Raw genomic sequence first — 25,994 nt, forward strand, 5'->3', positions numbered from 1 at the left:
TTGTATAAATCGCTTGTCTAGATAGGGTGGGCGTATGGGACACCGTGAGGATCTGCTCGAAGGCGCCAAGCGCTGCCTGCTGGCGAAGGGTTTCGTGCGCACGACGGCGCGCGACATCGTCAAGGAGTCGGGGACCAACCTCGCCTCGATCGGCTACCACTACGGCTCGAAGGACGCCCTGCTGGCGCAGGCGTACGTGGCGCTGGCCGAGGGGATGGGGGACGCCTTCGAAGGGGACGGGACGGCCCTGAGCGCCACCGAGCCCGGTTCTCTGGAGCGGTTCCGGGAGGTGTGGGCGAACATCATCGCGACCATGCAGGAGCCCGGTTCGATCTGGCACCTCAGCATGGAGATCGTGGTCATGGGCGACCAACTGCCCGAGGTGCGCGACTACTTGGCGCAGGCCCAGCGAGAGGCCGGACGCGGACTCGTCCCGATGCTCATGGGCGGGCGCGAGGAGGACGTGTCGGACGAGACCGCCGACACTCTCGGCGCGTTCTACGTGACCTTGATGACGGGCGTGATCGCGCAGTGGCAGTTCGATCCGAAGACCGCGCCGAGCGCGGACCAACTCGCCCTGGGGCTGCGCCAGATGATCGACGCCGCTAACCGGACGTGACGCGTCCCTCGCGCATCTCGATCACCCGGTCCGCGAAGTGCCGTACGACGGCCTGGTCGTGGCAGATGAACAGATAGCCGAGGCCCAGCTCGTCCTGGAGGTCCGCCAGCAGGTTCAGCACCCCGGCCCGCACCGACGGGTCCAGCGCCGACACCGGCTCGTCCAGCACCAGCAGTCGCGGCTCGGAGGCCAACGCCCGCGCGATTCCCACCCGTTGGCACTGCCCACCGGAGAGCTCGTGCGGCATGCGGTCCCCGTACGACGGGTCCAGGCCGACCCGGTCGAGGAGTTCGGCGACGCGGGCGGGACCTTCGGCGGCGGTCCAGCGGCCCTGGACCTTGAGCGGTTCGGCCACCGCGTCGCGGATGCGGTGGCGAGGGCTGAGCGAGCCGTACGGGTCCTGGAAGACGGGCTGCATGCGGGGGCGGACCGGTCGCAGCTCGCCTTCCGTGAGGGACGTCAACTCCCGTCCCTCGAAGTGGACTTCACCGGACTCCGGGCGGCGCAGCTGGAGCACCGCCAGTGCGGTGGAGGACTTTCCGCAGCCGGAGGGGCCGCTCAGGGCGAGGGTCTCGCCGGCGGCCAGTGTGAAGGACATGTGGTCCACGGCGGTGACGCTGCCGTAGCGGACCACGAGATCGCGGACGTCGAGAAGGGGGGTGCTCACACTCTCTCCCAGTGGTGGCAGGAGACCAGCCGCCCGTCGGCCTGCCGAGGTTCCGGTTCCTCGTCCCGGCAGGCGTCCGTGGCGAGATGGCAGCGTGGGGCGAAGGCGCAGCCCGGGGGGAGCGCGCCCGGCGTCGGGGGAGTGCCGGGGAAGGTGGGGAGGCGGCGCCCACGGGCGTTCTGCGGCAGGGACGCCAGCAGGCCCGAGGTGTACGGGGCCAGCGGTCGCTCCAACACCTGGGCCGCCGGGCCGAGTTCGGTCAGCCGTCCCGCGTACATGACCAGCGCCCGGTCCGCGTGCTCCCGTACGACGTCCAGATCGTGCGTGACCAGCACCAGGGCCGCCCCGACGGCCTCGCGTCGCTCGGCGAGCACCCGGAGCACCTGGTCCCGGCGCTCCTCGTCCAGGGCCGTGGTGGGTTCGTCCGCGACCAGGACGTCCGGGTCGTTGATGGTCGCCATCGCGATGACGGCGCGCTGCCGCATGCCGCCGGAGAACTCGTGGGGGTAGGCACGTGCCTTGCGCGCGGCGTCGGGGATGCCCACCCGCTCGAGCGCCGCCACCGCACGGGACCGGGCCTCCGCGCGCGAGACGCGGGCCACCGACCGTACGGCGGCGGCGAGTTGGTCGCCCACGGGGTGGACCGGTGAGAGCGCGGACAGGGCGTCCTGCGGGACCAGGGCGATCCGGCGGCCGCGCTCGGCGGAGAGGTCGGGACGCACGGTCCCCGTCGTCGCCGCGCCGCGCGGCAGCATGCCGAGGAGCGCTCGGGCCGTGAGGGACTTGCCCGCGCCCGACTCGCCGACGATCGCGAGGACTTCGCGGGGCCGGACATCGAAGGAGATCCCGCGCACGGCCTCGACACCGTCGAAGGCGATACGCAGGTCGCGTACGGAGATCAGCGGCTCGGGTGCCGCCACCCTGGGCTCCCTCGCCTCGGACTCCAACGCCTCGGACTCCAACGCCTCGGACTCCCGTGCCTCAGACTCCAACAGGGGCCTCCTTCATGGATGTGCGGCCCTCGGCGGGGACCGTCGTCGCTCGCTTCTTCCGGCCCTGCGCGTACGCCGCTCCCGATACCGCCAGCCCGGCCAGCAGGGCCAGTGCCACTGCCGGGGCGAGGGCGGCCCAGGGGGCGCGTTCCACGTAGGCGCGGGACTCGTCGAGGAGCAGGCCCCACTCCGGGGCGGGCGGTTGGGCACCCAGGCCCAGGAAGCCCAGGGAGGCCAGGGCGAGGGCGATGCCGGGCAGCCGTAGCAGGGCGTGCCGGGCGACGGGCCCGGCGACCGAGGGCAGGACGTGCCGGGTCAGGATCCACAACGGCGTCGCTCCGATGGCGCGTTGGGCCATCAGGAAGGAGGACGCCTTGACCTCCTGCACCAGCGCCGCCGCGTGTGCGGACAGCGCGGGCCACGAGATGAGGGCGACCGCGAGGGCCGCGCCGCCGTTGCCGGGTCCGACGGCGGCGGCGACCAGGATGCCGACGATCACCGGGGGCAGGGCGTTGGCGATGTCCGCCGCGCCGGCCGCGACGCCGGGCAGGAAGCCGAGCGCGAGTCCGATCAGCAGGCCCAGCAGGCAGATGGCGGCGGCCGTACCGACTGTTGAGGCGGCGCCGTGACCGAGCCGGGCCAGCACGTCGCGGCCGAGGGCGTCGGTGCCGAGCGGATGGGTCCAGGACGGGGCGGCCAGGCGGACCGTGGTGTTCACGGCGTACGGGTCGCGCAGCAGGCCCCAGCCGATGGTGAGCAGCAGCACGGAGGCGAGCGTCAGCGGTACCGCCGGGTGCACACGGACCGGGCGCGGCGGCGGCAGCGTCAGGCCGGCGTCCCGCAGGGCCGGGCCCAGCAGCCGGCGTCGTACGACCGAGGCGACGGCACCCGCGGTGAGGCCGAGCAGCAGCAGGGCGAGGACCGAGCCCTGGAGCAGCGGGAGGTCCTGGGAGCGGGCCGCGCCGAGGGCGGTGCGGCCGATGCCGGGCACCGCGAAGACCAGCTCCACGGCGACGGCGCCACCGGCCAGACCGACGGCGGCCATCCCGAACTGCGGTACCAGCGGCGGCAGTACGCGGCGCAGGGCGGCCCCCGCGATCCGCGCCCGGCCCACCCCGGCGCCCCGCCACAGCTCCACCCACCGCTCGTCGAGCACGGCGGGCAGCGCGTCCGCGACCAGCCGTCCGAGCAGCCCGCCCGCCGGGACACCGAGGGCGAGCGCGGGAAGGACCATGTACTCCGGGCCCTGCCAGCCGGAGGTCGGCAGCAGGCCCAGCCACACCCCGAACACCAGCAGCGCCACGATGGCCAGCAGGAACTCGGGTACGGCGGCCAGCATCGCGGCGACCGCACCGGCCGAGCCGCGCCCGCGCACCAGCACCGGCGCCACCAGCGCGGCGCCCAGCAGTACCGCGACGCCGAGCGCGGCGCCCATGAGACCCAGCGAGACCTGGAGACCCGCGACCACGGAGGGCAGGACGTCGTGCCCCGACACCCAGGAGGTGCCGAGGTCGCCGTGGAGCAGGTCGGAGGCCCAACTCCCCAACAGGGAAAGGGGACCGGCGTCCAGGCCGAGGTCGGCGCGGATCGCGGACAGGGCCTCGTCGGTGGCCTCCTGCTCGGCCGACCGGGCACGCAGCACGGTGAGGGCCGGGTCCCGGTGGGAGAGCCACGGCAGCAGGCCGACGACGGCCAGGACGGCGACGAGACAGACGAAGCGGGTCAGCCCGGCCTGGCTGACCGACTTCCGTGCGGTGGACTTCACTTGACGTAGGTGCCCACGGTGACGAGTTCCCGCTCGCGCGGGTCGTGCGCGGCGTCCACGACACCGGCGGCGTCACCCTGGATCACCCGCTCGTGCAGCAGCGGGACGGCGGCGTCGGCGGCCAGGATCGCGCCCTCGGCCGTCACGATCGCCTTGCGGCGGGCGTCGCCGACCTTGGCGTCGGCGGCCTTCCTCAGCGCGGCGTCGACCGACTTGTCGGAGAACTGCGCGAGGTTGAAGGTGCCGTCGGAGGCGAAGTCGCTGTAGAGGTACGCGGCCGGGTCGCCGGAGTCGAGGACGGTGGCCCGGGAGAGGACGAACGCGTCGAACTTGCCCGCGAGGGCGTCGGACTCGATGTTGGCGTACTCGCGGACGTCGAGCTTCACCTTGAACCCGGCCTTCTGGAGCTGCTGTTGCAGCGTGGCAGCGACCTCGGGCATCTCGGAGCGGTCGGTGTACGTGCCGATGGTGACGGTCTCGCCGTCCGGCTTGCCGGCCTCGGCGTGCTGAACGGCCGTACGCAGTTCGGCGGCCCAGGGCAGCGCGGGCCCGAGCAGCCCCTCGGCGACATCGGCCCGCCCCTCGTACACCCCGTCGACGAGCGCCTCGGCGTCGATCGCCTCGCGGGCGGCGGCCCGCAGCGCGGCGTCCTTGAAGGTGCCCTTCCCGGTGTTCAGGTACAGGGTGTTGGTGCGCGGCATCGGCACCTCGGTGATGAGCTGCTCGTCGAGCAGCGCGGCCTGCGACACCGGCACCGACTCGACGATGTCGGCCTCACCGCTGCGCAGCGCCGCCGCGCGGGCGGTGCCGTCGGGCACGAACTTCACGTCGATACCGGGGGACTTGGCCTTGCCGCCCCAGTAGTCGTCGTAGCGGTCGAGGGTGGCGGAGGAGGTGCCGTCGACCTTCTTGAGCACGAAGGCGCCGGTACCGGCGCCGACGGGATCGACGGTCTTCCCGCGGTACGCCTTCGCGGCGAGGATCGACAGCTGGGGCGAGCTCAGGCGCTGCGGGACCAGGGGGTCCTCGGTCGCCGTGGTGACGGTGACGGTGTCGTCGTCCGCGGCCTTCGCGGTCAGCTCGACGCCGTCGAGGATGCGGGGCTTGGGGGCGGCGGTGGCGGCGGTCGTGAGCGACCGTACGACCGCCTCGGCGTCCAGCTTCGTGCCGTCGTGGAAGGTGACGCCGTCGCGTATCTCGAAGGTCCAGGTCTTTCCGGACTGCTGCCACTCGGTGGCGAGCGCCGGCCGGGCGTCGCCCTCCGTGTCCAGTTTGACCAGCGTCTCGGCCGTCGACCAGCGCGACAGCTTGAACGCGTCGTCGGACAGCGGTGACAGCGCGGAACGCGGGGGCTGCATCATCGCGACACGGACGCGCTTGCCGTCGCCGTCGCCCTCGGTGGCGGAGTCGCCTCCCGAGAAGCATCCGGTGAGCAGGGCGGACGCCGCCGTGAGGGCGGTGACGGGGAGCAGACGGCGAGCGGGCAGGCGCACGGGACCCTCCGGGTAAAGGGGTGGTCAAGAGTGGGTGCGCTGACCGTAGCACGATGACAATCGTTTTCAACAATCATCATCTCGGTGAGCGGACGAGTCCGATCCTGGCCCGCTGCATGATGGGGGAATGATCACCGTTCATCTGACATACGAGATCGACGCCGACAAGATCGCGGACTTCGAGGAGTACGGTCGCCGCTGGGTGGGGCTCGTCAACCGGTTCGGCGGGACGCACCACGGCTACTTCCTGCCGAGCGAGGGCGACAGCGACATCGCCTACGCCCTGTTCTCGTTCCCCAGCCTCGCCGCGTACGAGCGGTACCGCACGGACAGCGTGACCGACCCGGAGTGCCAGGACGCGTTCGAACTGGCCCGCCGCACGCGCTGCATCAAACGGTACGAACGCCGATTCCTGCGGCCGCTCGACGGGGTGGCCTAGAGCGACGAGGTGTCCCAGGAGCCGCTGTCCGCCCTAGAGCCGTGCCCCCTTCAACGCCATGTGCAGCAGCAGCCGGTCCTCGCCGTCGTCCAGGTCGAGGCCGGTCAGCTGCTCGACGCGGGACAGGCGGTAGTAGAGGGTCTGCCGGTGGATGCCCAGCTCCGCCGCCGTGCGGCCGGCCTGGCCCGCGCAGTCCAGGTAGATCTCGGCGGTACGGGCGAGTTCGCGGTGGGCGGGGGAGAGCAGGGGGCGTACGGCGGGGTCCTGGGCCGTGTCCGCGGGGAGCGAGGTCAGCAGGCGGTACGGGCCGATGTGCGACCACTCCGCGACCGGGCCGAGCGCGGGTTCCGCGAGTGCCGCGCGGGCCGCGGCCGAGGCCTCCTGCCAGGACGCGGCCAGGTCGGTGAGACCGCTGCGGGCCTCGCCCACCCCGGCCGCGCGGGCACCCTCCCCCAGCAGCCGCTGGGCCGCCGCCAGTGCCGGGGTGCGGACCTCCGGTGTGCGCAGCCGGACCAGCACCGCGAGGCTCTGGGCGGTCGTGCCCCAGGGGACCGTGCACAGGGCCGTCGCGTGCGGCACCGTACGCGCGGAAGGGGCGTCGTCCGGGTCGGCCGACGGCCAGGGCGCGACGCACACCACCGCGTGCGTGCCCTCGCCGCGCGGGCCGAGCGCCGTCCGCAGTGCCGCCACCGCCATGTCGCCCTGCCAGCCCCGCTCGGCGGTCAGCACCGCCCGCAGTTCCCGGCTCAGGTCGGCCCCGTGCTGCGCCTCGTCGGCGAGCAGCGCGCCGATGCGGACGGTGACCTCCATGGCGGCAGTCAGCTGGGCGTCGGTGGGGCCGGGGTCGGACTCCAGGAGCCACACGTATCCGAGGACGACACCCCGATGGCGTACGGGCAGACAGATCCGGCCGCGATACACCCCCGCCTCCGGGGTCGGCGGGATCCTGACCGGGCCGGTCGCGCGGGTGATGCCGAAGCCCTCGAACCAGGTCCGGACCGTCGCCGTCGAGCGCCGGGTCACGATCGAGCGGGTGCGCACCGGGTCCAGGGCCGAGGGATCGAGGTCGCCCTCACTGTCGTACGCCCCGAAGGCGATCAGCTCGAAGTCGCGGTTCTCCAGGGTCGCCGGGGCCCCGAGGAGCTCGGAGATCTCGTCGACCAGCTCCTGGTAGTCACCGGCTCGGTTGAAGGACGCGGCATCGGCTGTCACTCGGGCATTCTCCCGCAAAACCCGGCTCCTTCATACATCTGTCTGAGATCTGCGGCACGGATGCGTGACAGCTGTCGATGGCCGACGATCGGAGGGATCCTTAGGTTTCACGGTGGTTCTATCTGCTGGTTTGTGGAGGTGCCCCGTGCTGGGTCCCGTGATTCTTGCCGCGTCGCGCAGCGACCGGATGCGCCGTCTGATCTCGGCGGCCCCGGTGACCAAGCGGGTCGTCGACCGCTTCATCCCGGGCGAGACGGTCGACGAGATCGTCCCGATCATCAGGGACCTCACGAGCCGGGGCCTGGAGCTGACGATGGACGTCGTCGGCGAGGACATCACCACCCCTGAGCAGGCCGAAGCCGCCCGCGACGCCTATCTGGCGCTCGTCGACCGGCTCGCGGAACTGGAGCTGGGCACCAGGGCCGAGATGTCCGTCAAGCTCTCGATGTTCGGCCAGGCCCTCCCCGGCGGCCACGAGCTGGCCCTCGCCAACGTCCGCCCTGTCGTCGAGGCCGCCGCCGCGATCGGCACGACCGTGACCCTGGACGCCGAGGACCACACCACCCTCGACTCGATGTTCGCCATCCACGAGGAGCTGCGGAAGGACTTCCCGCAGACCGGCTGTGTCATCCAGGCCTACCTCTTCCGCACCGAGGCCGACGCCCTCCGCCTCGCCGCGGCCGGCAGCCGGGTGCGGCTGGTGAAGGGCGCCTACAAGGAGCCCGCCGAGGTCGCCTACCAGCAGAAACACGAGATCGACAAGGCGTACGTCCGGGTCCTGAGGACTCTGATGGAGGGCGCCGGGTACCCGATGATCGGCTCCCACGACCCACGGCTGATCTCCATCGCCCAGGAACTCGCCCACCAGGCCGGGCGCAAGCCCGACGAGTACGAGTTCCAGATGCTGTACGGGATCAGGAGCGACGAGCACCTGCGGCTCGCCGCCGAAGGCCACCGCATGCGCGTCTACACCGCCTACGGCACCGACTGGTACGGCTACTTCATGCGGCGGCTGGCGGAGAAGCCGGCGAACCTGCGCTTCTTCGTCCGCTCGATGATCAGCAAGGGGTGAGGTGCTGGATGAGCCGCGGCTGTCAGTCTCCGACGAGTTCCGGAGGCCAACAGCCGCGGCCCGGCGGCCGGCTGAGCCGGACCCAGATCCGAAACGAAAGGAGTTACGGATCTCGTGACTCCGCCCCCGAGGAGGCTTCTCACGAGCTCGCCTCGGCGAGTCCGTGACGGTCAAGCCCTGACCGCTGCTCACGATACGCAACCGCTTCAGCATCCCCCGGCTGAAGCCCGGGAATCACTCGGAAGAGGTAACCGATGGACGCTGTGACCCAGGTCCCCACCCCCGTCAACGAGCCGGTGCACGGCTATGCCCCCGGCTCGCCCGAGCGCGCCCGTCTCGAGGTCAAGCTGAAGGAGCTGGCCGAGAACCCGATCGACCTGCCGATGACCATCGGCGGCGAGAAGCGGCTCGGCGGCGGCGACGCCTTCCAGGTGGTGCAGCCGCACAACCACAAGGCCGTACTGGGCACTTACCGCAACGCCACGCAGGCCGACGCCCAGGACGCGATCGACGCGGCCCTCGCCGCCGCGCCCGCCTGGCGCGCGATGTCCTTCGACGACCGTGCCGCGATCATCCTGCGCGCCGCCGAACTGCTCGCCGGCCCCTGGCGCGAGACGCTGGCCGCCTCCACCATGCTCGGCCAGTCCAAGACCGCCCAGCAGGCCGAGATCGACACCCCCTGCGAGCTGGTCGACTTCTGGCGCTTCAACGTCAAGTACGCCCGTGACCTGCTCGCCGAGCAGCCCCCGGCGAACTCCCCGGGCGTCTGGAACCGCCTGGACCACCGCCCGCTGGAGGGCTTCGTCTACGCGATCACGCCGTTCAACTTCACGGCTATCGCGGGCAACCTGCCGACCGCGCCGGCCCTCATGGGCAACGTCGTGGTCTGGAAGCCGTCCCCGACACAGACCCACGCGGCCGTGCTGCTGATGCAGATCCTGGAGGAGGCGGGCCTGCCCAAGGGCGTCATCAACCTCGTCACCGGCGACGGCATCGAGGTCTCCAAGGTGGCCCTCGAGCACCGTGACCTCGCGGGCATCCACTTCACCGGCTCGACCAAGACCTTCCAGTACCTGTGGAAGACGGTCGGCGCCAACATCGAGAAGTACCGCTCCTATCCGCGCCTGGTCGGCGAGACCGGCGGCAAGGACTTCGTCGTCGCCCACCCGAGCGCGGACCGGGCGATCCTCAAGACCGCGCTGACCCGGGGTGCCTTCGAGTACCAGGGCCAGAAGTGCTCGGCGACCTCGCGGGCCTACATCCCCGCCTCGATCTGGAACTCCGGGTTCAAGGAGGAGTTCGCGGCCGAGGTCGAGTACCTGACCATGGGTGACGTCACCGACCTGTCGAACTTCATCGGCGCGGTCATCGACGAGCGCGCGTTCGCCAAGAACAAGGCGGCCATCGACCGGGCCAAGGCCGACCCCAACTGCACGATCGTCGCGGGCGGTTCGTACGACGACTCGGTCGGCTACTTCGTCCGCCCGACCGTCGTCGAGTGTTCGGACCCCTCGAACGAGGTCTTCACCACCGAGTACTTCGGCCCGTTCCTCGCCGTGTACGTCTACGAGGACGACAGTTACGACGAGATGCTGGCCCAGATGGAGTCGGTCTCCGACTACGCCCTGACCGGCTCGGTCATCGCGGGCGACCGCGCGGCGGCGGCGTACACCATGGACAAGCTCCGCTACGCGGCCGGCAACTTCTACATCAACGACAAGTCCACCGGCGCCGTCGTCGGCCAGCAGCCGTTCGGCGGCGGCCGCGCCTCCGGCACCAACGACAAGGCCGGCGCCCCGCAGAACCTGATGCGCTGGACCCTGACCCGCGCCATCAAGGAGACCCTGGTCCCGCCGACCGACTACACGTACCCGCACATGGGCTGACGAGCCGTCAGAGCAGGTGAGGGGCCGGGTGATTCACCCGGCCCCTCGCGCTGTTGCGGGGACACTGTGGACCATGACGGTGACGACGGACGACGGTGTACGGCTCTGGGCGGCGCGGCAGGGGCGGGGCGATGTGCCCGTGGTGCTGTGTCATGGCGGACCCGGGCTGTGGGACATGTTCGAGGACGTGACCGGGATGCTGGCGGACCGGGCGGACGTCGTCCGCTGGGACCAGCGTGGATGCGGTCGTTCGGAGCCCTGCGCGGGGCCGTGGACCACCGACCGTTTCGTGGCGGACCTGGACGCCGTACGACGGCACTTCGGCCTGGACCGGATGGTCCTGCTCGGCCACTCCTGGGGCGCCCAGCTGGCGTTGAGCTATGCGCTGGCCCACCCGGAGCGGGTCGCCGGGCTGGTGTACGTGAGCGGTACGGGCATCGACCCGGTGTCCTCCTGGCGCGGGCCCTTCGAGGAGAACTTCCTCGCCAGGCTGGACGAGGTGCCCGAACGGGCCGCCCGGTGGCGGGAGTTGGCGGACGGGGACCGGGAGCGGGCCGTGCTGCACTGGTCGGTCGAGTTCGAGGACCGGGAACGGGCACTGGAGCACGCCGGTCGGATGGCGGAGCCCTGGTTCGGGATCAACTACGAGTGCAACAAGGCGCTGGGGGCGGAGACCAAGGAGGGCTGGGGCACCCCCGAACTCCAAGCCGCCTGCCAGAGCCTGGACGTGCCCGTGCTGATCGTCGACGGTGAGCGGGACATCCGGCCGCGGTGGGCGGTGGACTCGTTGGAGCGGGCGCTGCCGCGGGTGCGGCGGGTGGTGCTGGAAGGGGCCGGGCATCTGCCGTGGGTCGAGGATCCGGCGGGGTTCCGGGAGGCGGTGGGGGCGGCGCTCAGCGGCTCCGGCTGAGGAAGTCCCGGATGAGCGCGGCGATCTGGACCGCGTGTGTCTCCAGCGCGAAGTGGCCGGTGGGCAGGAGGTGGACCTCGGCCTTGGGGAGGTCCCGCTGGTAGGCGAGGGCGCCCGCCGGGACGAAGATCTCGTCGTGGGCGCCCCAGACGGCCAGTAGGGGTACCTGGCTCGTGCGGAAGTAGTCGTGGAAGGCCGGGTAGAGGGCGAGGTTGGAGCCGTAGTCGGAGATCAGGTCGAGCTGGATCTCCGACTGGCCGGGGCGGGCGATGAGCGCCGCGTCGTGCTCGTACGCGACCGGGTCGACGAGGTGCCGCTGGTCCTCCGGAACGCCGTGCAGGTACTGCCACTTGATGCCGTCGAGCGAGTAGATCTCCCGCACCGGCGCCTCGGTCTCCGGCGTCCGCTCGGCGATGAGCGCGAGCACGGGCGCCCAGGCCTCCTTCCCCAGCCCCTCCTCGTAGGCGTTGCCGTTCTGCGTGATGATCGCCGTCACCCGCTCGGGGTGGGTGAGGGCGAGCCGCAGACCGATCGGGGCGCCGTAGTCCTGGATGTAGAGGGCGTACTCCGTCAGGCCGAGCCGCTCGGTGAACTCACCGGTGATCTCGGCGAGTTCGGCGAAGGTGTACGGGAACTCTGCGGCGTCCGGCGCCGCCGAGGCGCCGAAGCCGAGGTGGTCCGGGGCGATCAGGCGGTACCGGTCGGCGAGGAGCGGGATCAGCTCCCGGAACATGTGCGAGCTGCTCGGAAAGCCGTGCAGCAGCAGGAGTACGGGCGCGTCGGCCGGGCCGGCCTCGGCGTAGTGGATGCGGTGGCCGCGGACGGTGACGGTCGGCATGGCGTTGGGTCCTAACCTTTGAATGTGCTTTTTATGGTTAGGTCAGTGCAGCACGTCCTGCCTCAACTGGTCAAGGTTGTTTGAGTGGTTAGGCCCGCACCAGGATCTTCCCCGTGTTCCCGCCCCGCAGCATCGACAGGAACGCCTCCACGATCCGTTCGAAGCCCTCCACCACCGTCTCGTCCAGCGCGAGCGCTCCGCTGAGCAGGTGCGGGACGGCGAACTCGTACAGCTCCTCCTGGACGTCCTGGTGGTCGCGCACCAGGAAGCCCTCGATGCGCAGGCTCTTCTCGACCACGTCGGCGTGGTTGAAGAGGGCCGGGGGCGCGTCCGGGGTGTTGTACTGGCCGACCGTGCCGACGCGGACCACGCGACCCCGGTGCCGTAGCGCGCCGATCGCCGCGCTCAGGTGGTCGCCGCCGACGTTGTCGACAGCGACGTCGATGCCGGTCGGGGCGGCCTTGGCCAGCAGGTCGGACACCGGGCCCGTGTGGTAGTCGAACGCCGCGTCGTAGCCGAGCCGTTCGGTCAGATACCGCACCTTCTCCGCCGAGCCCGCGCTGCCGACCAGCCGACCCGCGCCCAGGAGCCGTGCGAAGCGACCCGTGGCCGTGCCGACGCCGCCCGCCGCCGCCGAGACGAACACGTCCTCGCCCTCGCGCAGTCGCGCGATCCGGGTGAGGCCGACGTACGCGGTCAGGCCCGTGCCGCCCAGCACGCTCAGGTACGCGGACAGGGGGACGCCCGCGTGCAGGGGCAGGCGTCTGACCTCCTGCGGGGTCACCAGCGCGTGGGTGCGCCAGCCCTGACGATGGAAGACGATCTCGCCCTCGGGGAGCGCCGGGTGCCGGGATGCCACGATCCGGCCCAGCGCGCGGCCCTCCAGCGGGGCGTTCAACTCGAAGTCCCCGTCCATCATTTCGCGGTGATAGGGGTCGACCGACCAGTAGAGGTTCTCCACCAGCGCCGTGCCGGAAACGGGGGAGGGGAGCCGGGACTCCACGAAGGCGAAGTGGTCGGGGGTCGGGAAACCCGTCGGGCGGGCGGTCTGGTGCACGGTGATCGCTGTGTCGGTCATGGGAGGCGACCGTACGGAGGAATGCGGGCGGGGAGCAGAGGGTTGCGCTCATGGAACTGGCCGATCCATGAGCACTGGCTCATAGCAGCAGGTGGGGGACCCGAAAAGTGAGCCACAGCGTCGATCTCGCGCCCCATGAGCTCCGTACCCTCGTCGCCGTCGCCGAGGAGGGCGGCTTCTCGGCCGCCGCCGGTCGGCTCGGCACGACCCAGTCCGCCGTCTCGCACGCCGTACGCGCCATCGAACGTAAATTGGGGGTCGTACTGTTCGAGCGCGGACGGTACGGAGCCCGGCCCACCGCGGCCGGTGCACGGGCCGTGGCCCACGGTCGCCGGGTGCTGCGGCTGCTGGAGACGCTCGTCAGAGAGACGCGGGCCGTGGAGTCCCAGGGCGTCGGCGGCCCGCTCCGGATCGCCGCCTTCCGCAGCGCCGCCCTCCATCTCCTCCCACCCGTCCTCGAACGCCTCACCGCCCGGCACCCCGCGATCGAGCCGACCGTCACCGTCGTACGGGAGATCGGGCCCGGCACCGCCGGAGAGGTGGCCGAGGGGCGGGCCGACCTCGGTATCGCCACCTTCGGCACCAGCTCCCCGATCCCACCGGAACTGGTCGGGGACGTGCTCGTCGAGGAGCCGTACGCCCTGGTGCACCCGGCCGGTCACCCCGCCCCGCGCTCCCTGCCACTGGTCGACTGGAGGGAGAACTGCTCCTCCTACACCCGCGCCTGGTGGGCGGCCCAGGACTGGATCCCTACCGCGACCGTCCGCGCCGAGGACGACGGGGCGGTGCTCTCGATGGTGGGCAGCGGGCTGGGTATGGCGATCATGCCCGCGCTCTCCCTCACCGCGGCGCCGGCCGGTCTGGAGATCACCGACCTCGGACCGGGCCGGCCCACCCGCCGCATCGGTTACGTCACCACACCCGAGCTCGCGGCCACTGCCGCCGTCAGGGCCCTGGTCCGTGAGTTGCGCAGCCATGCGAAACCGCAGGTCAGCGCCATGTGACCCAGTGCACTGTCTCAGATAGTAGGAAGTCCGAGTAATTGTGGGGACAGACCGGCCGCCCTCCCTTAGCTTTGTAGAAGCCGAACGTCTCGCTCGATCAAGCGAATGGCGGTCGTGAGCCGGGCCCCGAGCAGGCAACCCCTGCGGTCAGCGCTCCCCGCCCCTTCCGGCGTCTCGTAACCCCTTTCTGCACTCCAGGAATTCGAAGGAGTCGATTTCTCATGGCCGAGACGACCGCCCGCCGTCGAGTCCGTCACACCGCCCGAACCAGCGAGTCCGACCGCAAGCAGGCCGCGGCCGCCCTCCAGCGCGCCCTCGACCGCCGTGACAACGGCGGCTCGACCGGCCACTGAGTCACCTGCCTGACCTGACAGAGCCGGGAGCCGCACCCGCCGGGGTGCGGCGCGGACTCACGCGCCGCGCCGCACCTCGAAATGGTCGATCCGGTCGCCGTTCTGCGCCAGCGCCGACACCTTGAGCCTCGGCGTGCCACCGCTCTGCGCCTCCACCTTGAGCAGCGAGAAGCCCCGGTAACGCACCCGCGACCACTCCACGGTCTCGTGGTCTGTGGCCCGCGACTTCGTCCACTGGAAGGTCTCCACGGACTCGACGTCGCGCACATGCCCCTCGTAGCTCTCCTTGGCGCCCGTCGGGAACCCGTACAGGTCCTTTCCGCCGCCGCCCGCCGTCACGTACACGGTCCCGTCCCGCGTCGGGTCGGTCGACGCGCCGATCGGCACCCGCCTGCCGACCGCGCCGTCCTTGATGGCGTCGGTGCGCTCGTAGACGTGGTTGTGCCCGTTGATCACCAGGTCCACCTGGTGCTTCGCGAACAGCGGCAGCCACTCCTCGCGCACCCCGCCGTCGGAGGCGTGCGAGGAGGTCGAGTAGGCGCAGTGGTGGAAGAAGACGACCACGAAGTCCACCGACCGCCTGAGCTCCGCCAGCTTCTCGTCCAGCCAGGCCGTCTGCTTGCCGCCCGAGTAGCCGAGGTTGGCGGGGATCTCGTACGACACGTCGTTGGCGTCCAGTGCCACGAAGCCGACGTTGCCGTAGGTGAAGGCGTACACGCCCGGTGCCGTGCGCGCGTCGAAGCCGCTGTCCGGCAGTGACCAGCGGGCGAGTTGGCCGCCGTAGCCCTCGGGGGAGTACCAGGCCTCCATGTCGTGGTTGCCGGTCGTCACCATCCAGGGCACCGAGCGCGCGACCTCCTCGTTCTGTTTGAGGAACAGGTCCCAGTAGCCCGGGTCGTAGCCGTCCGTCTTCTCGCCCCGGCCGTTGACGTCCGCGTAGCAGATGTCGCCCGCGTGGAGATGGAAGGCGGGGTTCTGGTCCAGGATGACGTGGTCGTTGCCGGCTGCCGCCTTGCTCACGCCCTGGTCGCCGAAGGCCGTGAAGACGAACTTCTCCGGGCTCGCCGGGGCGGTGCGGAAGGACGCGATCGTCGAGCGGTGACCGGCGGCGGCCGGGTCGAGCCCCTCGTGGCCGACGCCGTAGTAGTACGTGGTGCCGGGGCGCAGGCCGTCCAGGGCGGCGTGCAGGTAGTACTGGTCGAGCGCCGCGCGGACGCCCGTGACGCCCGGGGTGTGCAGGGCGCGGACCTCGGCCTCGATCCTGCGGCTCAGGTCGTCGGGGCGGGTGCCGATCCGGACGTAGGGCTTGCGCACCGCGAGCGGCACCTGCCAGGAGATCCGCATCTGCGTCTTCGGGTCGGCGCCGAAGGCGAGGTGGCGGCCGAAGGGGGCGACGACCGAGCCGTGCACCTGGGTGGTGGGGGACGCGGCGGCGGTCGTACGGGAGGAGGGCGAGGGCGTGTCTCCCGCGCAGCCGCCGGTCAGCAGGCCGCCCGCCACCGCGCCGGCCGTCACCAGGGTGCGGCGCCGGGTCAGCTTGGTGCGCAGATACTCGTACTGCTCGGCCATGCTCATCCGGCGCGCGAGCTGCGGTGGGATGCCGACGTCGGGAAGGTCCATGCTGGTGAAGTTCCCAGCGGATCCCAACACCCGCCATACATGCGGGTGAACGCCAGTCGAAGGACTGACGCCCAGGTGTACGCGGCTGTCCGGATGGCGGACACGCCGTGTCATCCCATGGGACGCGGGAGTAGGGTGCCGGACATGTCTCGCAGCATCAATCTCGCAGTGATTCCGGGTGATGGCATCGGCCAGGAGGTCGTGTCCGAAGGCCTGAAGGTCCTCTCCGCCGTCCTTCCGCAGGATGTGAAGCTGGAGACGAAGGAGTACGACTTCGGCGCCCAGCGGTACCACGCCACCGGTGAGACCCTCACCGACGCCGACGTGGACGCGCTGAAGCAGCACGACGCGATCCTCCTCGGCGCCATCGGCGACCCCAGCGTCCCCTCCGGCGTCCTGGAGCGCGGCTTCCTGCTCAAGCTCCGCTTCCTCTTCGACCACCACGTCAACCTGCGGCCGTCGAAGCTGCTGCCGGGTGTCGAGACTCCCCTCAAGGGCGAGCCCGCCATCGACTTCGTGGTCGTCCGCGAGGGCACCGAGGGCCCGTACACCGGCAACGGCGGCACCATCCGCAAGGGCACCCCGCACGAGGTCGCCACCGAGGTCTCCGTGAACACGGCCTTCGGCGTCGAGCGTGTCGTCCGCGACGCCTTCGCCCGCGCCCAGGCCCGCCCCCGCAAGAAGCTCACGCTGGTCCACAAGAACAACGTGCTGTCCTTCGCGGGTCACCTGTGGACGAACGTCTTCAACCAGGTGGCGAAGGAGTTCCCCGAGGTCACCACCGACTACATCCACGTCGACGCGGCCACCATCTACCTGGTCACCGACCCGGGCCGGTTCGACGTGATCGTCACCGACAACCTCTTCGGCGACATCATCACCGACCTCGCCGCGGCCGTCTCCGGCGGCATCGGCGTCGCGGCGAGCGGCAACATCAACCCCTCCGGCGAGTTCCCGTCGATGTTCGAGCCCGTCCACGGCTCGGCCCCCGACATCGCGGGCCAGGGCAAGGCCGACCCCACCGCCACGGTCCTGTCCGTCGCGCTGCTCCTGCGTCACCTCGGCTACGAGGCCGAGGCCGCCCGGATCGACGAGGCGGTCTCCACCGACCTCGCCGAGCGCACCGGCAAGCCCGCCCGCAGCACGTCGGAGATCGGCGACGCGCTGGCCGTACGAGTAGCCGGCTGACCCGCGGCTACCAGAAACATCTCGAAGCCGCCGGGTCGCAACCGCACCCGGCGGCTTTCCTTATGTCCCCGCCGGGTGCCACCATCATCCCCTGGGTCGCATTCACGCCGTTTTCTTCCACGGCCTCCGTAGCGCGATAATCGAACGCGGAGCCGCGGAATGAGGGAATGCTCGGACGTCCTAGCACTGGCAACTGACAGTAAAGGGCGTGAGCGCGGCCCGTCACACACAACCGGTGAAGGACAACCACTCATGACGACGCCCACGATCGAGCTCAAGCCCTCAGCCTCGCCACTTTCCGACGCCGAGCGCGCCGCGATCCTGGCGAACCCGGGGTTCGGCCGCCACTTCACCGACCACATGGTCGTCATCAAGTGGACCGAGGGCCGCGGCTGGCACGACGGCCAGCTCGTGCCGTACGCCCCGCTCCAGCTCGACCCCGCGACGATGGTCCTGCACTACGCGCAGGAGATCTTCGAGGGCCTCAAGGCGTACCGCCAGCCCGACGGCACCGTCGCCACCTTCCGCCCCGAGAAGAACGCCGAGCGCTTCCAGCGTTCCGCGCACCGCCTCGGCATGCCCGAGCTGCCGGTTGAGACGTTCATCGAGGCCTGCGACGCGCTCGTCCAGCAGGACCAGGCCTGGGTCCCGGCGCACGGCGGCGAGGAGTCCCTCTACCTGCGCCCCTTCATGATCGCGACCGAGGTCGGCCTGGGCGTCAAGCCCGCCAACGAGTACCTCTTCCTGGTCATCGCCTCCCCGGCCGGCGCCTACTTCCCGGGCGGCGTCAAGCCGGTCTCCATCTGGCTCTCCGAGGACCGCGTCCGCGCCGTCCCCGGTGGCATGGGCGACGCGAAGACGGGCGGCAACTACGCGGCCTCCCTCCTCGCCCAGGCCGAGGCCGCCGCCAAGGGCTGCGACCAGGTCTGCTACCTCGACGCGGTCGAGCACAAGTGGATCGAGGAGCTCGGCGGCATGAACCTGTACTTCGTGTACGGGGACAGGATCGTCACCCCGGCGCTGACGGGCTCGATCCTGGAGGGCGTGACGCGCGACTCCCTCCTCCAGGTCGCCCGCGACCTCGGCTACGCGTCCGAGGAGGGCCGCGTCTCCATCGACCAGTGGCAGCGCGACGCCGAGAACGGCACCCTGACCGAGGTCTTCGCCTGCGGCACCGCCGCCGTGATCACCCCGGTCGGCACGGTCAAGCGCGCCGACGCCGAGTGGCAGCAGAGCGGCGGTGAGCCCGGTGAGCTGACGCTGCGGCTGCGCCAGGCCCTCCTCGACATCCAGCGCGGCACGGCCGAGGACAAGCACGGCTGGATGCACAAGCTGGGCTGACGCCTCACGCCGACGCCTCACGGGGCCCGTGCCTGCAAGACAGGCGCGGGCCCTGTGCCGTTGTGGGATGGTGTGGGGAGCTGTGTGGGGCGTCCGACGGGGGGTGGCGCGTCCATGGACGTTCTCGATTTCCAGGCCGAGATCGCGGCCGCGGAGCACGGTGTCTACGAAGTGACGCTGCGCGGTCCGGACGGGGCGGAGACCTCGTCCCGCACGCGCCTGCCGCTGCCCCCGGACCAGCTGCGCGCCCTCGTCGCCCGCATCCCCGACTCCGTCATCGCCTCCTCCGCACGCGTCCGCCGCAGCGCGAGCCCCGACGAACAGCCCGTCCAGCTCCTCGGCCGCGGCCTCTACGACATGCTCACCGCCGGAGACGGCCGCGCCCTGCTGGCCGCCGCCCGGCACGCCGCGGCCCGGGCCGAGGCGCAACTGCGTCTCGTACTGCGCGTCAGGCCCCCGGAACTCGCCTTCCTGCCCTGGGAGTTCCTCTTCGACGCGGCCCACAGCGGTTACGTCTGTACGACCACTCCACTGATCCGGCACCCCCAAGTCGCGGTGCCACAGCGCCCGTTGCGGGTGGATCCGCCCCTGCGCGTGCTGTGCATGATCTCCCGCCCCGGGGATCAGGAGACCCTCGCGGTCGAGGCCGAACGGCAGCGGCTCGGCGCCGCGTTGGAAGGGCTGCGGCGCGACGGGCTGATCGAGCTCGGCTGGGTCGGCGGTGAGACCTGGCGCGCGCTGAAGACGGCACTGCGGCGGGGGAGCGGGCCCTGGCACGTCTTCCACTTCATCGGGCACGGCGGCTTCGACCGCGCGGCCGGCGAAGGCACCCTGGCCCTCGACGACGGGGCCGGCGGCTCGTACCAACTCGGCGCCGAGAACCTCGCGATGGTCCTCCAGGGCCAGCCGTCCCTGCGGCTCGTCGTCCTCAACGCCTGCGAGACCGGCCGCGCGAGCTCGGTGGACCCCTTCTCCAGCGTCGGCGGCGCCCTGATGCGGGCCGGGCTGCCCGCCGCGCTGGTCATGCAGTACCCCATCTCCGACCAGGCGGCCGTCGAACTCAGCCAGAGCTTCTACGAGGAACTCGCGCAGGGCCGCACCGTCGACGCGGCGGTGACCGAGGCCCGCCAGTCCGTCCGGCTGGCCCTTCCCGGCACCCTGGAGTGGGGCACGCCGGTGCTGTACATGCGCTCGCTGGACGGCATGCTCTTCGCCATCGACCAGGGCCGGGCGCCGGTGACCCGGGCGACCCAGGTCGGCGACCTGTACGTCCAGGGGCTGGCCGCGCTCTACACCCACCGGTGGAACGACGCGGTGGCGGCGTTCCGCGGGGTGCTCGCCCAGGACCGGGGTTACGAGAACGCGGCGGTCAAGCTCGAAGAGGCGTTGCGCGGACGGCGGTTGGACCACCTCTACACGGCTGCGGTCGGAGCCGCGGAGGCCGGGCAGTGGACAGACGCGGCGGCTCACCTGTCGGTGATCCTCACGGAGGACCCGGACTACCGCGACGCCCGGGAACGCCTCGCAGTGGCTCGCACCCGCGCCGAGGTGGCGTCCCTGAGAGCGGAGGCGCGTTCCCTGCACGCGGCGGGCCAGTGGGAGGCGGTACTCGCGGTCGGCGAGCGACTGGCGTCCCTGGTTCCGGGCGACGCGGACCCGGACGGGGTGGTGGCCGAGGCCCGGCGCCGGGCGGAGCGGGAACGAGAGCGGCGGCACCCGCCCTGGACCCCGGGTCCGCGTAAGGAGGCGGCTGCGGGACGGGAGGCGGGCGGTGCGGCTGGGGCCTCCGGCTCGCGGAAGTCGGGGCGTGAGGCTGGCGTTTCTGGCTCGCGGGGGGAGGTGCCCCCGGGGCGAGAGGGGCCAGGTGGGCCAGGGACCCCGGGTTTGCGGGAGGGGGTGGTCTCGGGGTGGGAGGCGGGGCGTACGGCTGGAACTCCCGGTCCACGGGGGGAGGCGGCCCCGGAACGGGAGTCGGGCCGTGCGGCCGGGGCTTCTGGCTCGCGGGAGTCGGGCCGTGCGGCCGGGGCCTCCAGGCGGGGGGAGGAAGTGCCGGGTGGGTCCGGGGCCTCCGGTTCGCGTGAGGCGGTCCGTGGGGCCGGCTCTTCTGGCTCGCGGGGGGAGCAGCGGCCCCCGGTGCGGGAGGCGGCGCGTGGGTCCGGGATCCCCGGCTCGCGGGAGGCGCCCCATGTGCCCCGCACCCCCGGCCCGCGGGAGGAGACGGCACCCGTGCGGGAGTCGGCCCGCGCGTCCGGGGCCCCCGGCCGGGCCGTTCGGCTGGCCACGTCCACCGATGCCTGGTCCGTTGCGCTGGCCCGGGACGGTGGTCGGGTCGCCGTTGGGGGCAAGAACGGCTGGGTGCGGGTTTTTGATCTTCAGGAGTGGCGCTCGGCCAGGGTCTGGCCCGGGTTCCGCGGCTTCGAGAGGACCGTGGGCGGACCGGTGCGGGCCCTCGCCTTCGCGCCCGACGGCCGGCGGATCGCAGTGGGCCACGGTGCCAAGGTCGTCCTGCGGGAGGCCGTCGACCAGTCGCGGGTCGCGGAGTTCCAGGCCGACCGGCACGACGTGACGGCCCTGACGTACTGCGGTGACGACATGCTGGCCGCGGCGAGCCGGCACAGCGTGGGCCTGTGGTCGCTGGACCGTCCCACGAGGCTGCGCACCCTCGACCACGAGGACGCCGTCTACGCCCTCGCCGTCACCGGCGACGCCACACGTCTGGCCACAGCGGGTCATTCGCACGTACGCGTATGGGACATCGGCACGGGCGAGCCGACGGTGGCCATCGACTACCACCCCATGGTCTTCGCCGCCGACTTCAGCCCCGACGGCACCCGTCTGGTCACCGGCGCCCTCGACCACACCGTCCGGGTCTGGGACACCACCACCGGCGACTGCCTGACCCGGCTCCAACTCCCCGACCGGGTCCGGGGGGTGGCCCACGGCCCCGACGGCACCACCCTCGCGATCGCCGCGGGCCACACGGTGACCCTGCTCGACCTGACCACGGGCCGGACGCTCCTCGAACTCGCCGACGACTTCGGCGACGTGACCCTCCTCCAGATCGCCTACAGCCCCGACGGCACCCACCTCGCCACCGTCGGTGGCGGCAAGGCCTGGCTGATCCCCCTCCGGGAGAAACCCCGTGACTGAAGACCCCGGCATCGACATCTACGTCACGCCCGACACCCCGCCCGGCACCGAGACCCCGCTCCTGGACGCCTTCAACGCCCCCGGCGTCCCCCTGCGCGTCCGCACCTGGCCCACCCGCCGCGGCCCCGAGACCCTGAACTGGCTGGCCTTGGTAGCCCTGCCCCTGCACGCCTTCCTCGGTGGCTTCGGCGGCAGGCTCGCGGAGGACTGCCACCGCAAGCTGCGCGACCTCGTCCGACGCCCCACGCCCACCGGCCCCGCGCGCCCGGTCGTCCTCCAGGACACCGCCACCGGCATCCGCGTAGTGCTCGGCCCCGAGGCCGACGAGGAGGCGTACCGGAAACTGCGCACGCTGGACCTCGGACAGTTCCGGTACGACACCCTCCGCTACGACGTCACCGAGGCCCGCTGGGTCTCCGTGCCCTCCGACGACGGCACCGGCGCCTGAACGTCCCGCGCGGTCAGAGCGCCGTAGACCAGGCCGCCCACCGCGCCCGAGAGCAGGAAGCTGCAATCCACGCCGCCCGTCCACGCCACCAACGGCCCCTCGTAGGACGGCAGGGACACCGCGAGCAGCCCGACCGTCGCGCCCAGCGCCCACGCCACCGTCGCCGGGATGTTCCAGCCGCCGCGGAACCAGTAGATCCCGCCGCGCGCACGGCGGTTGAAGACCTGGAGGGCCTCCGCGTCGTAGACGCCACGGCAGCGGGCGAAGCCGATGAGGGTGATGACCGCCCAGGGGGTGCCGATCGCCGTCAGGAGCAGGACGAACGACGTCATCGCGTCCTGCGCGGTCGAGGCGTAGTGGCCGACGAACACACAGGCCGTCGCGACCACCGCGACCGCGCAGGTGGCCTGGGCGCGGGACGCGCGCGGCAGGATCGCGTCCAGGTCGAGGCCCATGGAGTAGAGCATCAGACCCGCGTTGCCGACCGAGCCCGCGGAGGCGGCCAGGAGGAGGGGGAGCAGGTACCAGGAGGGGGAGGCGTCCACCAGCGGACCCGCGTAGTCCAGGGCCGCGCGGGCCGCGTACGCCGTGAAGGTGCCGAAGAGCTGCGGCACCAGCAGTCCGAGGACCAGGCCGAGCCAGGTCGCGTGCAGCACCCGGCGGGAGGTGTGGCGGGCCGGTGAGATGTAGCGGGTGTAGTCGCCGAGCAGGGTGATGAAGGCGATCGGTCCCGACAGCCCCGCCGCCACCGTCGCCAGCAGCCACGTCGGCCAGAAGCCGTCCAGCAGATAGCCGCCCGCCTCCGGCAGCGCCCCCGTCGTGAAGTGCGGGGCGTAGGCCACGACGCCCAGCACCAGCAGCGCCGTCATCCCGACCGCCAGCACCCGCGACATGGCGAGCAGCACCCGGTACCCGTACACCGCGCCCGCCACCGTCGCCGCGGCGAGCAGCCCGTAGACGACGCCGTACGACACCCCGTTCGCGGGCATCCCGAACAGCCGGCCCAGCACGCCGACCATCACATCGCCGCCGATCCAGACGGTCAGCGTGGTGTAGCCGAGCGCCAGCAGCAGGCCGACGACCGAGCCGACGAGTCTGCCGCGCACGCCGAACTGGGCGCCGGAGGAGGTGGACAGGTTCGTCGCCGTGCGCAGCGAGATCAGCGCCAGCGGGGCCGTGAGCAGCGTCCCGACCACGGTGCCCGCCACGATCGAGCTCACCGAGGCCCACCAGCCGAGGCCGAAGGACGGCGGCAGCCAGCCGAAGACGATCACGCCCAGGCAGAGGTTCGAGCCGAGCAGGATCGAGACGAGGTCGCGGGGTCCGCTGGTGCGTTCCTCCTCGGGGACGGTGTCGACTCCGCGCTGTTCCATCGGCATACCGGGCTCCTTCGCATCGCACTTAGAACGTCATTCAATGTGAGGTGCTCGACGAAAGACGTCAAGGCTTTCTTCTTTGGGCATTCATGTTTAGAGTGATGCTCTAAACGAAGGGAACGACATGCGGCTCACCCCCACCGAGCGTGACCGGCTGCTGCTCTTCGGAGCCGCGGAACTGGCCCGCGCCCGCCGCGCCCGAGGGCTGCGGCTCAACGTGCCGGAGGCCACCGCGCTCATCGCCGACACCGTGTGCGAGGCCGCCCGGGACGGGGCGCGGCTCGCCGAGGCGATCGAGCGGGCCCGTGCGGTGCTCGGGCCCGACGACGTGCTGCCCGGTGTCGCGGACGTCGTCACCGAGGTGCATGTCGAGGCCGTCTTCGGCGACGGCTCACGGCTGGCCGTGGTCAGCGATCCGATCGGCGGCGGGCTGGGCGACGGGGCGCCGGGTGCGCTGCTGCCGGGGCCCGCGCACGCCGAGCCCGAGGCGGTCCTGCGGCTGACGGTCACCAACACCGCGACCGTGCCCGTCTCCGTCACCTCCCACTTCCACTTCTTCGAGGCCAACCCGCGCCTGGAGTTCGCACGGGAGGACGCCTACGGCATGCGGCTCGCCGTCCCCGCCGGCTCCTCCGTGCGCTTCGGCCCGGGGGAGTCCCTGGAGGTCGGCCTGATGCCGATCGGCGGGGCCCGGGTCGCGATCGGCTTCGCCGGGCTGGTCGACGGGCCGCTGGACGCGCCCGGCGCCCGCGAGGAGGCCCTGCGCCGCGCCGCCGCCTGCGGCTACCTGGGCATACGTGACGAGGAGACCCGCCGATGAGCCGCCCAGGAGGCCACGCCGCCGAGGCCCGCCGCCTCACGCCCCACGAGTACGCCGCCACCCACGGCCCGCGCGCCGGCGACCGGATCCGCCTCGGCGACTCCGGTCTGACGATCCGCGTCGAGTCCGACTCGCAGCGCTACGGCGACGAGTTCCTGGCCGGTTTCGGCAAGACCGCCCGCGACGGACTGCACCTCAAGGCCGCGGCCGTGCGGGACACCTGCGACGTCGTGATCAGCAACGTCGTCGTCATCGACGCGGCGCTGGGCATCCGGAAGGTGTCCATCGGCATCCGCGAGGGGCGAATCTGCTCGATCGGCCGGGCCGGGAACCCCGACACCCTCGACGGGGTCGACGTCGTCGTGGGCACCGGCACCTCCATCGTGTCCGGCGAGGGGCTCATCGCCACCGCCGGGGCCGTGGACACCCATGTCCATCTGCTGTCGCCGCGGATCATGGAGGCCTCGCTGGCGTCCGGCGTCACCACCGTCATCGGCCAGGAGTTCGGGCCGGTCTGGGGCGTCGGGGTCAACTCCCCCTGGGCGCTGCGGCACACGTTCAACGCCTTCGACGCCTGGCCGGTCAACATCGGTTTCCTGGGCCGGGGTTCGTCCTCCTCCGACGCCCCCCTGGTCGAGGCTCTCGCCGAGGGCGGCGCGAGCGGCTTCAAGGTGCACGAGGACATGGGCGCCCACACCCGCGCACTGGACACCGCGCTGCGCGTCGCCGAGGAGCACGACGTCCAAGTCGCCCTGCACAGCGACGGGTTGAACGAGTGCCTGTCCGTCGAGGACACCCTCCGCGTCCTGGACGGCCGCACCATCCACGCCTTCCACATCGAGGGCTGCGGCGGCGGACACGTCCCGAACGTGCTGAAGATGGCCGGCGTCCCCAACGTCATCGGCTCCTCCACCAACCCCACCTTGCCCTTCGGCCGGGACGCGGTCGCCGAGCACTACGGCATGATCGTCTCCGTCCACGACCTGAAGACCGACCTGCCCGGCGACGCCGCCATGGCCCGCGACCGCATCCGCGCCGGGACCATGGGCGCCGAGGACGTGCTGCACGACCTGGGCGCGATCGGCATCACCTCCTCGGACGCGCAGGGCATGGGGCGCGCGGGCGAGACGGTCCGCCGCACCTTCGCGATGGCCGGGAAGATGAAGGCCGAGTTCGGCGCCGGGAACGACGACCACGACAACGAACGCGTCCTGCGCTACATGGCCAAGCTGACCATCAACCCGGCCATCGCCCACGGGCTTTCCCACGAGGTCGGCTCCATCGAGGTCGGCAAGCTGGCCGACATCGTGCTGTGGAGCCCCGAGTACTTCGGCGCCAAACCGCAGCTGGTCCTGAAGTCCGGCTTCCCGGCGTACGGCGTGGTCGGCGACCCCAACGCGGCGACCGACACCTGCGAACCGCTGGTCCTGGGACCGCAGTTCGGCGCGTACGGCGCCACGCCCGCCGACATCTCGGTGGCCTTCGTCGCGCAGGCCGCCCTCGACCAGGGCAACGACTCGATGCCGACCCGCCGCCGAAGGGTCGCCGTGCGCGGCACCCGCGGCATCGGACCGGCCGACCTGCGCCTCAACTCCCGTACCGGAGCGGTCGATGTGGACCAGCGCACGGGACTGGTGACCCTGGACGGCGAGCCGCTGCGCTCGGAACCGGCCGACTCGGTCTCCCTGAACCGCCTCTACTTCCTCTAGGACCTGCGAGGACC

General features: G+C 71.8%; 22 protein-coding genes. 13 read left to right on the top strand and 9 right to left on the bottom strand.

Annotated elements, in window-relative coordinates; all coding sequences use genetic code 11:
- The first annotated feature begins 34 nt into the window (after positions 1-34).
- Positions 35-619: a TetR/AcrR family transcriptional regulator gene (locus ABKA17_RS04800; RefSeq protein ID WP_353690549.1), complete on the top strand. Its 585-nt coding sequence runs from the start codon at positions 35-37 to the stop codon at positions 617-619.
- Here the strand turns inward: ABKA17_RS04800 and ABKA17_RS04805 are convergent.
- From ABKA17_RS04805 to ABKA17_RS04820, 4 genes are all read right to left on the bottom strand, one after another.
- Positions 606-1,286, bottom strand: coding sequence for an ATP-binding cassette domain-containing protein (locus ABKA17_RS04805; protein WP_353690550.1), 681 nt, complete (start codon positions 1,284-1,286; stop codon positions 606-608). The genes ABKA17_RS04800 and ABKA17_RS04805 overlap by 14 nt on opposite strands.
- On the bottom strand, positions 1,283-2,206 hold the full coding sequence (locus ABKA17_RS04810; RefSeq protein ID WP_353690775.1) for an ABC transporter ATP-binding protein: 924 nt from the start codon (positions 2,204-2,206) through the stop codon (positions 1,283-1,285). Before ABKA17_RS04810 ends, ABKA17_RS04805 begins: the two co-directional genes overlap by 4 nt.
- A 61-nt stretch (positions 2,207-2,267) precedes the next feature.
- A complete protein-coding gene (locus ABKA17_RS04815) occupies positions 2,268-4,043 on the bottom strand; it encodes an ABC transporter permease subunit (RefSeq protein ID WP_353690551.1) in 1,776 nt (591 codons plus the stop codon).
- Positions 4,040-5,536, bottom strand: a complete 1,497-nt coding sequence (locus ABKA17_RS04820) for an ABC transporter substrate-binding protein (protein ID WP_353690552.1) — start codon at positions 5,534-5,536, stop codon at positions 4,040-4,042. The genes ABKA17_RS04815 and ABKA17_RS04820 overlap by 4 nt, the downstream gene beginning before the upstream one ends.
- A gap of 127 nt (positions 5,537-5,663) precedes the next feature.
- Here ABKA17_RS04820 and ABKA17_RS04825 point away from each other — a divergent pair, with 127 nt between their 5' ends.
- Positions 5,664-5,975, top strand: a complete 312-nt coding sequence (locus tag ABKA17_RS04825) for an NIPSNAP family protein (RefSeq protein WP_353690553.1) — start codon at positions 5,664-5,666, stop codon at positions 5,973-5,975.
- A gap of 33 nt (positions 5,976-6,008) precedes the next feature.
- Here the strand turns inward: ABKA17_RS04825 and ABKA17_RS04830 are convergent, their stop codons facing one another.
- The gene (locus tag ABKA17_RS04830; RefSeq protein WP_353690554.1) at positions 6,009-7,205 is read right to left on the bottom strand and encodes a PucR family transcriptional regulator; all 1,197 of its coding nucleotides are present in this window, start codon (positions 7,203-7,205) and stop codon (positions 6,009-6,011) included.
- Positions 7,206-7,332: 127 nt separating this feature from the next.
- Between ABKA17_RS04830 and ABKA17_RS04835 the strand changes: the two genes are divergently transcribed.
- From ABKA17_RS04835 to ABKA17_RS04845, 3 genes are all read left to right on the top strand, one after another.
- The gene (locus tag ABKA17_RS04835) at positions 7,333-8,259 is read left to right on the top strand and encodes a proline dehydrogenase family protein (RefSeq protein ID WP_353690555.1); all 927 of its coding nucleotides are present in this window, start codon (positions 7,333-7,335) and stop codon (positions 8,257-8,259) included.
- Positions 8,260-8,513: 254 nt separating this feature from the next.
- Complete coding sequence (gene pruA, locus ABKA17_RS04840; protein ID WP_353690556.1) at positions 8,514-10,145, top strand: L-glutamate gamma-semialdehyde dehydrogenase; 1,632 nt, start codon at positions 8,514-8,516, stop codon at positions 10,143-10,145.
- A gap of 73 nt (positions 10,146-10,218) precedes the next feature.
- Positions 10,219-11,055, top strand: coding sequence for an alpha/beta fold hydrolase (locus tag ABKA17_RS04845; protein ID WP_353690557.1), 837 nt, complete (start codon positions 10,219-10,221; stop codon positions 11,053-11,055).
- On the opposite strand, the gene ABKA17_RS04850 is transcribed toward ABKA17_RS04845, so the two are convergent.
- Positions 11,039-11,893, bottom strand: a complete 855-nt coding sequence (locus tag ABKA17_RS04850; protein ID WP_353690558.1) for an alpha/beta fold hydrolase — start codon at positions 11,891-11,893, stop codon at positions 11,039-11,041. The two genes, ABKA17_RS04845 and ABKA17_RS04850, sit on opposite strands and share 17 nt — an antisense overlap.
- Positions 11,894-11,981: 88 nt before the next feature.
- Positions 11,982-12,971 carry an NADP-dependent oxidoreductase gene (locus tag ABKA17_RS04855; RefSeq protein WP_353690559.1) on the bottom strand — a complete coding sequence of 330 codons (990 nt, stop codon included), beginning with the start codon at positions 12,969-12,971 and terminating at the stop codon, positions 11,982-11,984.
- 107 nt (positions 12,972-13,078) lie between these two features.
- Between ABKA17_RS04855 and ABKA17_RS04860 the strand changes: the two genes are divergently transcribed.
- Positions 13,079-13,975 carry a LysR family transcriptional regulator gene (locus ABKA17_RS04860; RefSeq protein WP_353690560.1) on the top strand — a complete coding sequence of 299 codons (897 nt, stop codon included), beginning with the start codon at positions 13,079-13,081 and terminating at the stop codon, positions 13,973-13,975.
- 221 nt (positions 13,976-14,196) lie between these two features.
- Entirely contained in the window at positions 14,197-14,328 is a 132-nt protein-coding gene (locus ABKA17_RS04865; RefSeq protein ID WP_353690561.1) for a hypothetical protein, read from the top strand.
- Between the two features lie 57 nt (positions 14,329-14,385).
- Here ABKA17_RS04865 and ABKA17_RS04870 read toward each other — a convergent pair whose 3' ends face one another.
- The gene (locus ABKA17_RS04870; RefSeq protein WP_353690562.1) at positions 14,386-15,948 is read right to left on the bottom strand and encodes a purple acid phosphatase family protein; all 1,563 of its coding nucleotides are present in this window, start codon (positions 15,946-15,948) and stop codon (positions 14,386-14,388) included.
- 144 nt (positions 15,949-16,092) lie between these two features.
- On the opposite strand from ABKA17_RS04870, the gene ABKA17_RS04875 reads away from it, so the two are divergent.
- From ABKA17_RS04875 to ABKA17_RS04890, 4 genes are all read left to right on the top strand, one after another.
- Positions 16,093-17,136: a 3-isopropylmalate dehydrogenase gene (locus ABKA17_RS04875; protein WP_353690563.1), complete on the top strand. Its 1,044-nt coding sequence runs from the start codon at positions 16,093-16,095 to the stop codon at positions 17,134-17,136.
- Positions 17,137-17,388: 252 nt separating this feature from the next.
- Positions 17,389-18,477 carry a branched-chain amino acid aminotransferase gene (locus tag ABKA17_RS04880; RefSeq protein ID WP_353690564.1) on the top strand — a complete coding sequence of 363 codons (1,089 nt, stop codon included), beginning with the start codon at positions 17,389-17,391 and terminating at the stop codon, positions 18,475-18,477.
- Positions 18,478-18,591: 114 nt separating this feature from the next.
- Complete coding sequence (locus ABKA17_RS04885; protein WP_353690565.1) at positions 18,592-21,627, top strand: CHAT domain-containing protein; 3,036 nt, start codon at positions 18,592-18,594, stop codon at positions 21,625-21,627.
- On the top strand, positions 21,620-22,075 hold the full coding sequence (locus ABKA17_RS04890) for a hypothetical protein (RefSeq protein WP_353690566.1): 456 nt from the start codon (positions 21,620-21,622) through the stop codon (positions 22,073-22,075). The genes ABKA17_RS04885 and ABKA17_RS04890 overlap by 8 nt, the downstream gene beginning before the upstream one ends.
- Here the strand turns inward: ABKA17_RS04890 and ABKA17_RS04895 are convergent.
- The gene (locus ABKA17_RS04895; RefSeq protein WP_353690567.1) at positions 22,015-23,454 is read right to left on the bottom strand and encodes a cytosine permease; all 1,440 of its coding nucleotides are present in this window, start codon (positions 23,452-23,454) and stop codon (positions 22,015-22,017) included. The genes ABKA17_RS04890 and ABKA17_RS04895 overlap by 61 nt on opposite strands.
- Positions 23,455-23,575: 121 nt before the next feature.
- Here ABKA17_RS04895 and ureA point away from each other — a divergent pair, with 121 nt between their 5' ends.
- Together ureA and ABKA17_RS04905 are read left to right on the top strand one after the other, a co-directional pair.
- Positions 23,576-24,271, top strand: a complete 696-nt coding sequence (gene ureA / locus ABKA17_RS04900) for an urease subunit gamma (RefSeq protein WP_353690568.1) — start codon at positions 23,576-23,578, stop codon at positions 24,269-24,271.
- Complete coding sequence (locus ABKA17_RS04905; protein ID WP_353690569.1) at positions 24,268-25,980, top strand: urease subunit alpha; 1,713 nt, start codon at positions 24,268-24,270, stop codon at positions 25,978-25,980. The genes ureA and ABKA17_RS04905 overlap by 4 nt, the downstream gene beginning before the upstream one ends.
- Positions 25,981-25,994 lie beyond the last annotated feature (14 nt).

Source organism: Streptomyces sp. RG80 (genome assembly GCF_040446465.1).
Lineage (GTDB): Bacteria > Actinomycetota > Actinomycetes > Streptomycetales > Streptomycetaceae > Streptomyces.

Coding starts and splice junctions, on each gene's coding strand:
- ABKA17_RS04800 (WP_353690549.1), top strand. CDS start 35: ATGGGACACCGTGAGGATCTGCTCGAAGGCGCCAAGCGCTGCCTGCTG.
- ABKA17_RS04825 (WP_353690553.1), top strand. CDS start 5,664: ATGATCACCGTTCATCTGACATACGAGATCGACGCCGACAAGATCGCG.
- pruA (WP_353690556.1), top strand. CDS start 8,514: ATGGACGCTGTGACCCAGGTCCCCACCCCCGTCAACGAGCCGGTGCAC.
- ABKA17_RS04845 (WP_353690557.1), top strand. CDS start 10,219: ATGACGGTGACGACGGACGACGGTGTACGGCTCTGGGCGGCGCGGCAG.
- ABKA17_RS04850 (WP_353690558.1), bottom strand. CDS start 11,893: ATGCCGACCGTCACCGTCCGCGGCCACCGCATCCACTACGCCGAGGCC.
- ABKA17_RS04855 (WP_353690559.1), bottom strand. CDS start 12,971: ATGACCGACACAGCGATCACCGTGCACCAGACCGCCCGCCCGACGGGT.
- ABKA17_RS04865 (WP_353690561.1), top strand. CDS start 14,197: ATGGCCGAGACGACCGCCCGCCGTCGAGTCCGTCACACCGCCCGAACC.
- ABKA17_RS04870 (WP_353690562.1), bottom strand. CDS start 15,948: ATGGACCTTCCCGACGTCGGCATCCCACCGCAGCTCGCGCGCCGGATG.
- ABKA17_RS04875 (WP_353690563.1), top strand. CDS start 16,093: ATGTCTCGCAGCATCAATCTCGCAGTGATTCCGGGTGATGGCATCGGC.
- ABKA17_RS04880 (WP_353690564.1), top strand. CDS start 17,389: ATGACGACGCCCACGATCGAGCTCAAGCCCTCAGCCTCGCCACTTTCC.
- ABKA17_RS04885 (WP_353690565.1), top strand. CDS start 18,592: ATGGACGTTCTCGATTTCCAGGCCGAGATCGCGGCCGCGGAGCACGGT.
- ABKA17_RS04895 (WP_353690567.1), bottom strand. CDS start 23,454: ATGCCGATGGAACAGCGCGGAGTCGACACCGTCCCCGAGGAGGAACGC.
- ureA (WP_353690568.1), top strand. CDS start 23,576: ATGCGGCTCACCCCCACCGAGCGTGACCGGCTGCTGCTCTTCGGAGCC.
- ABKA17_RS04905 (WP_353690569.1), top strand. CDS start 24,268: ATGAGCCGCCCAGGAGGCCACGCCGCCGAGGCCCGCCGCCTCACGCCC.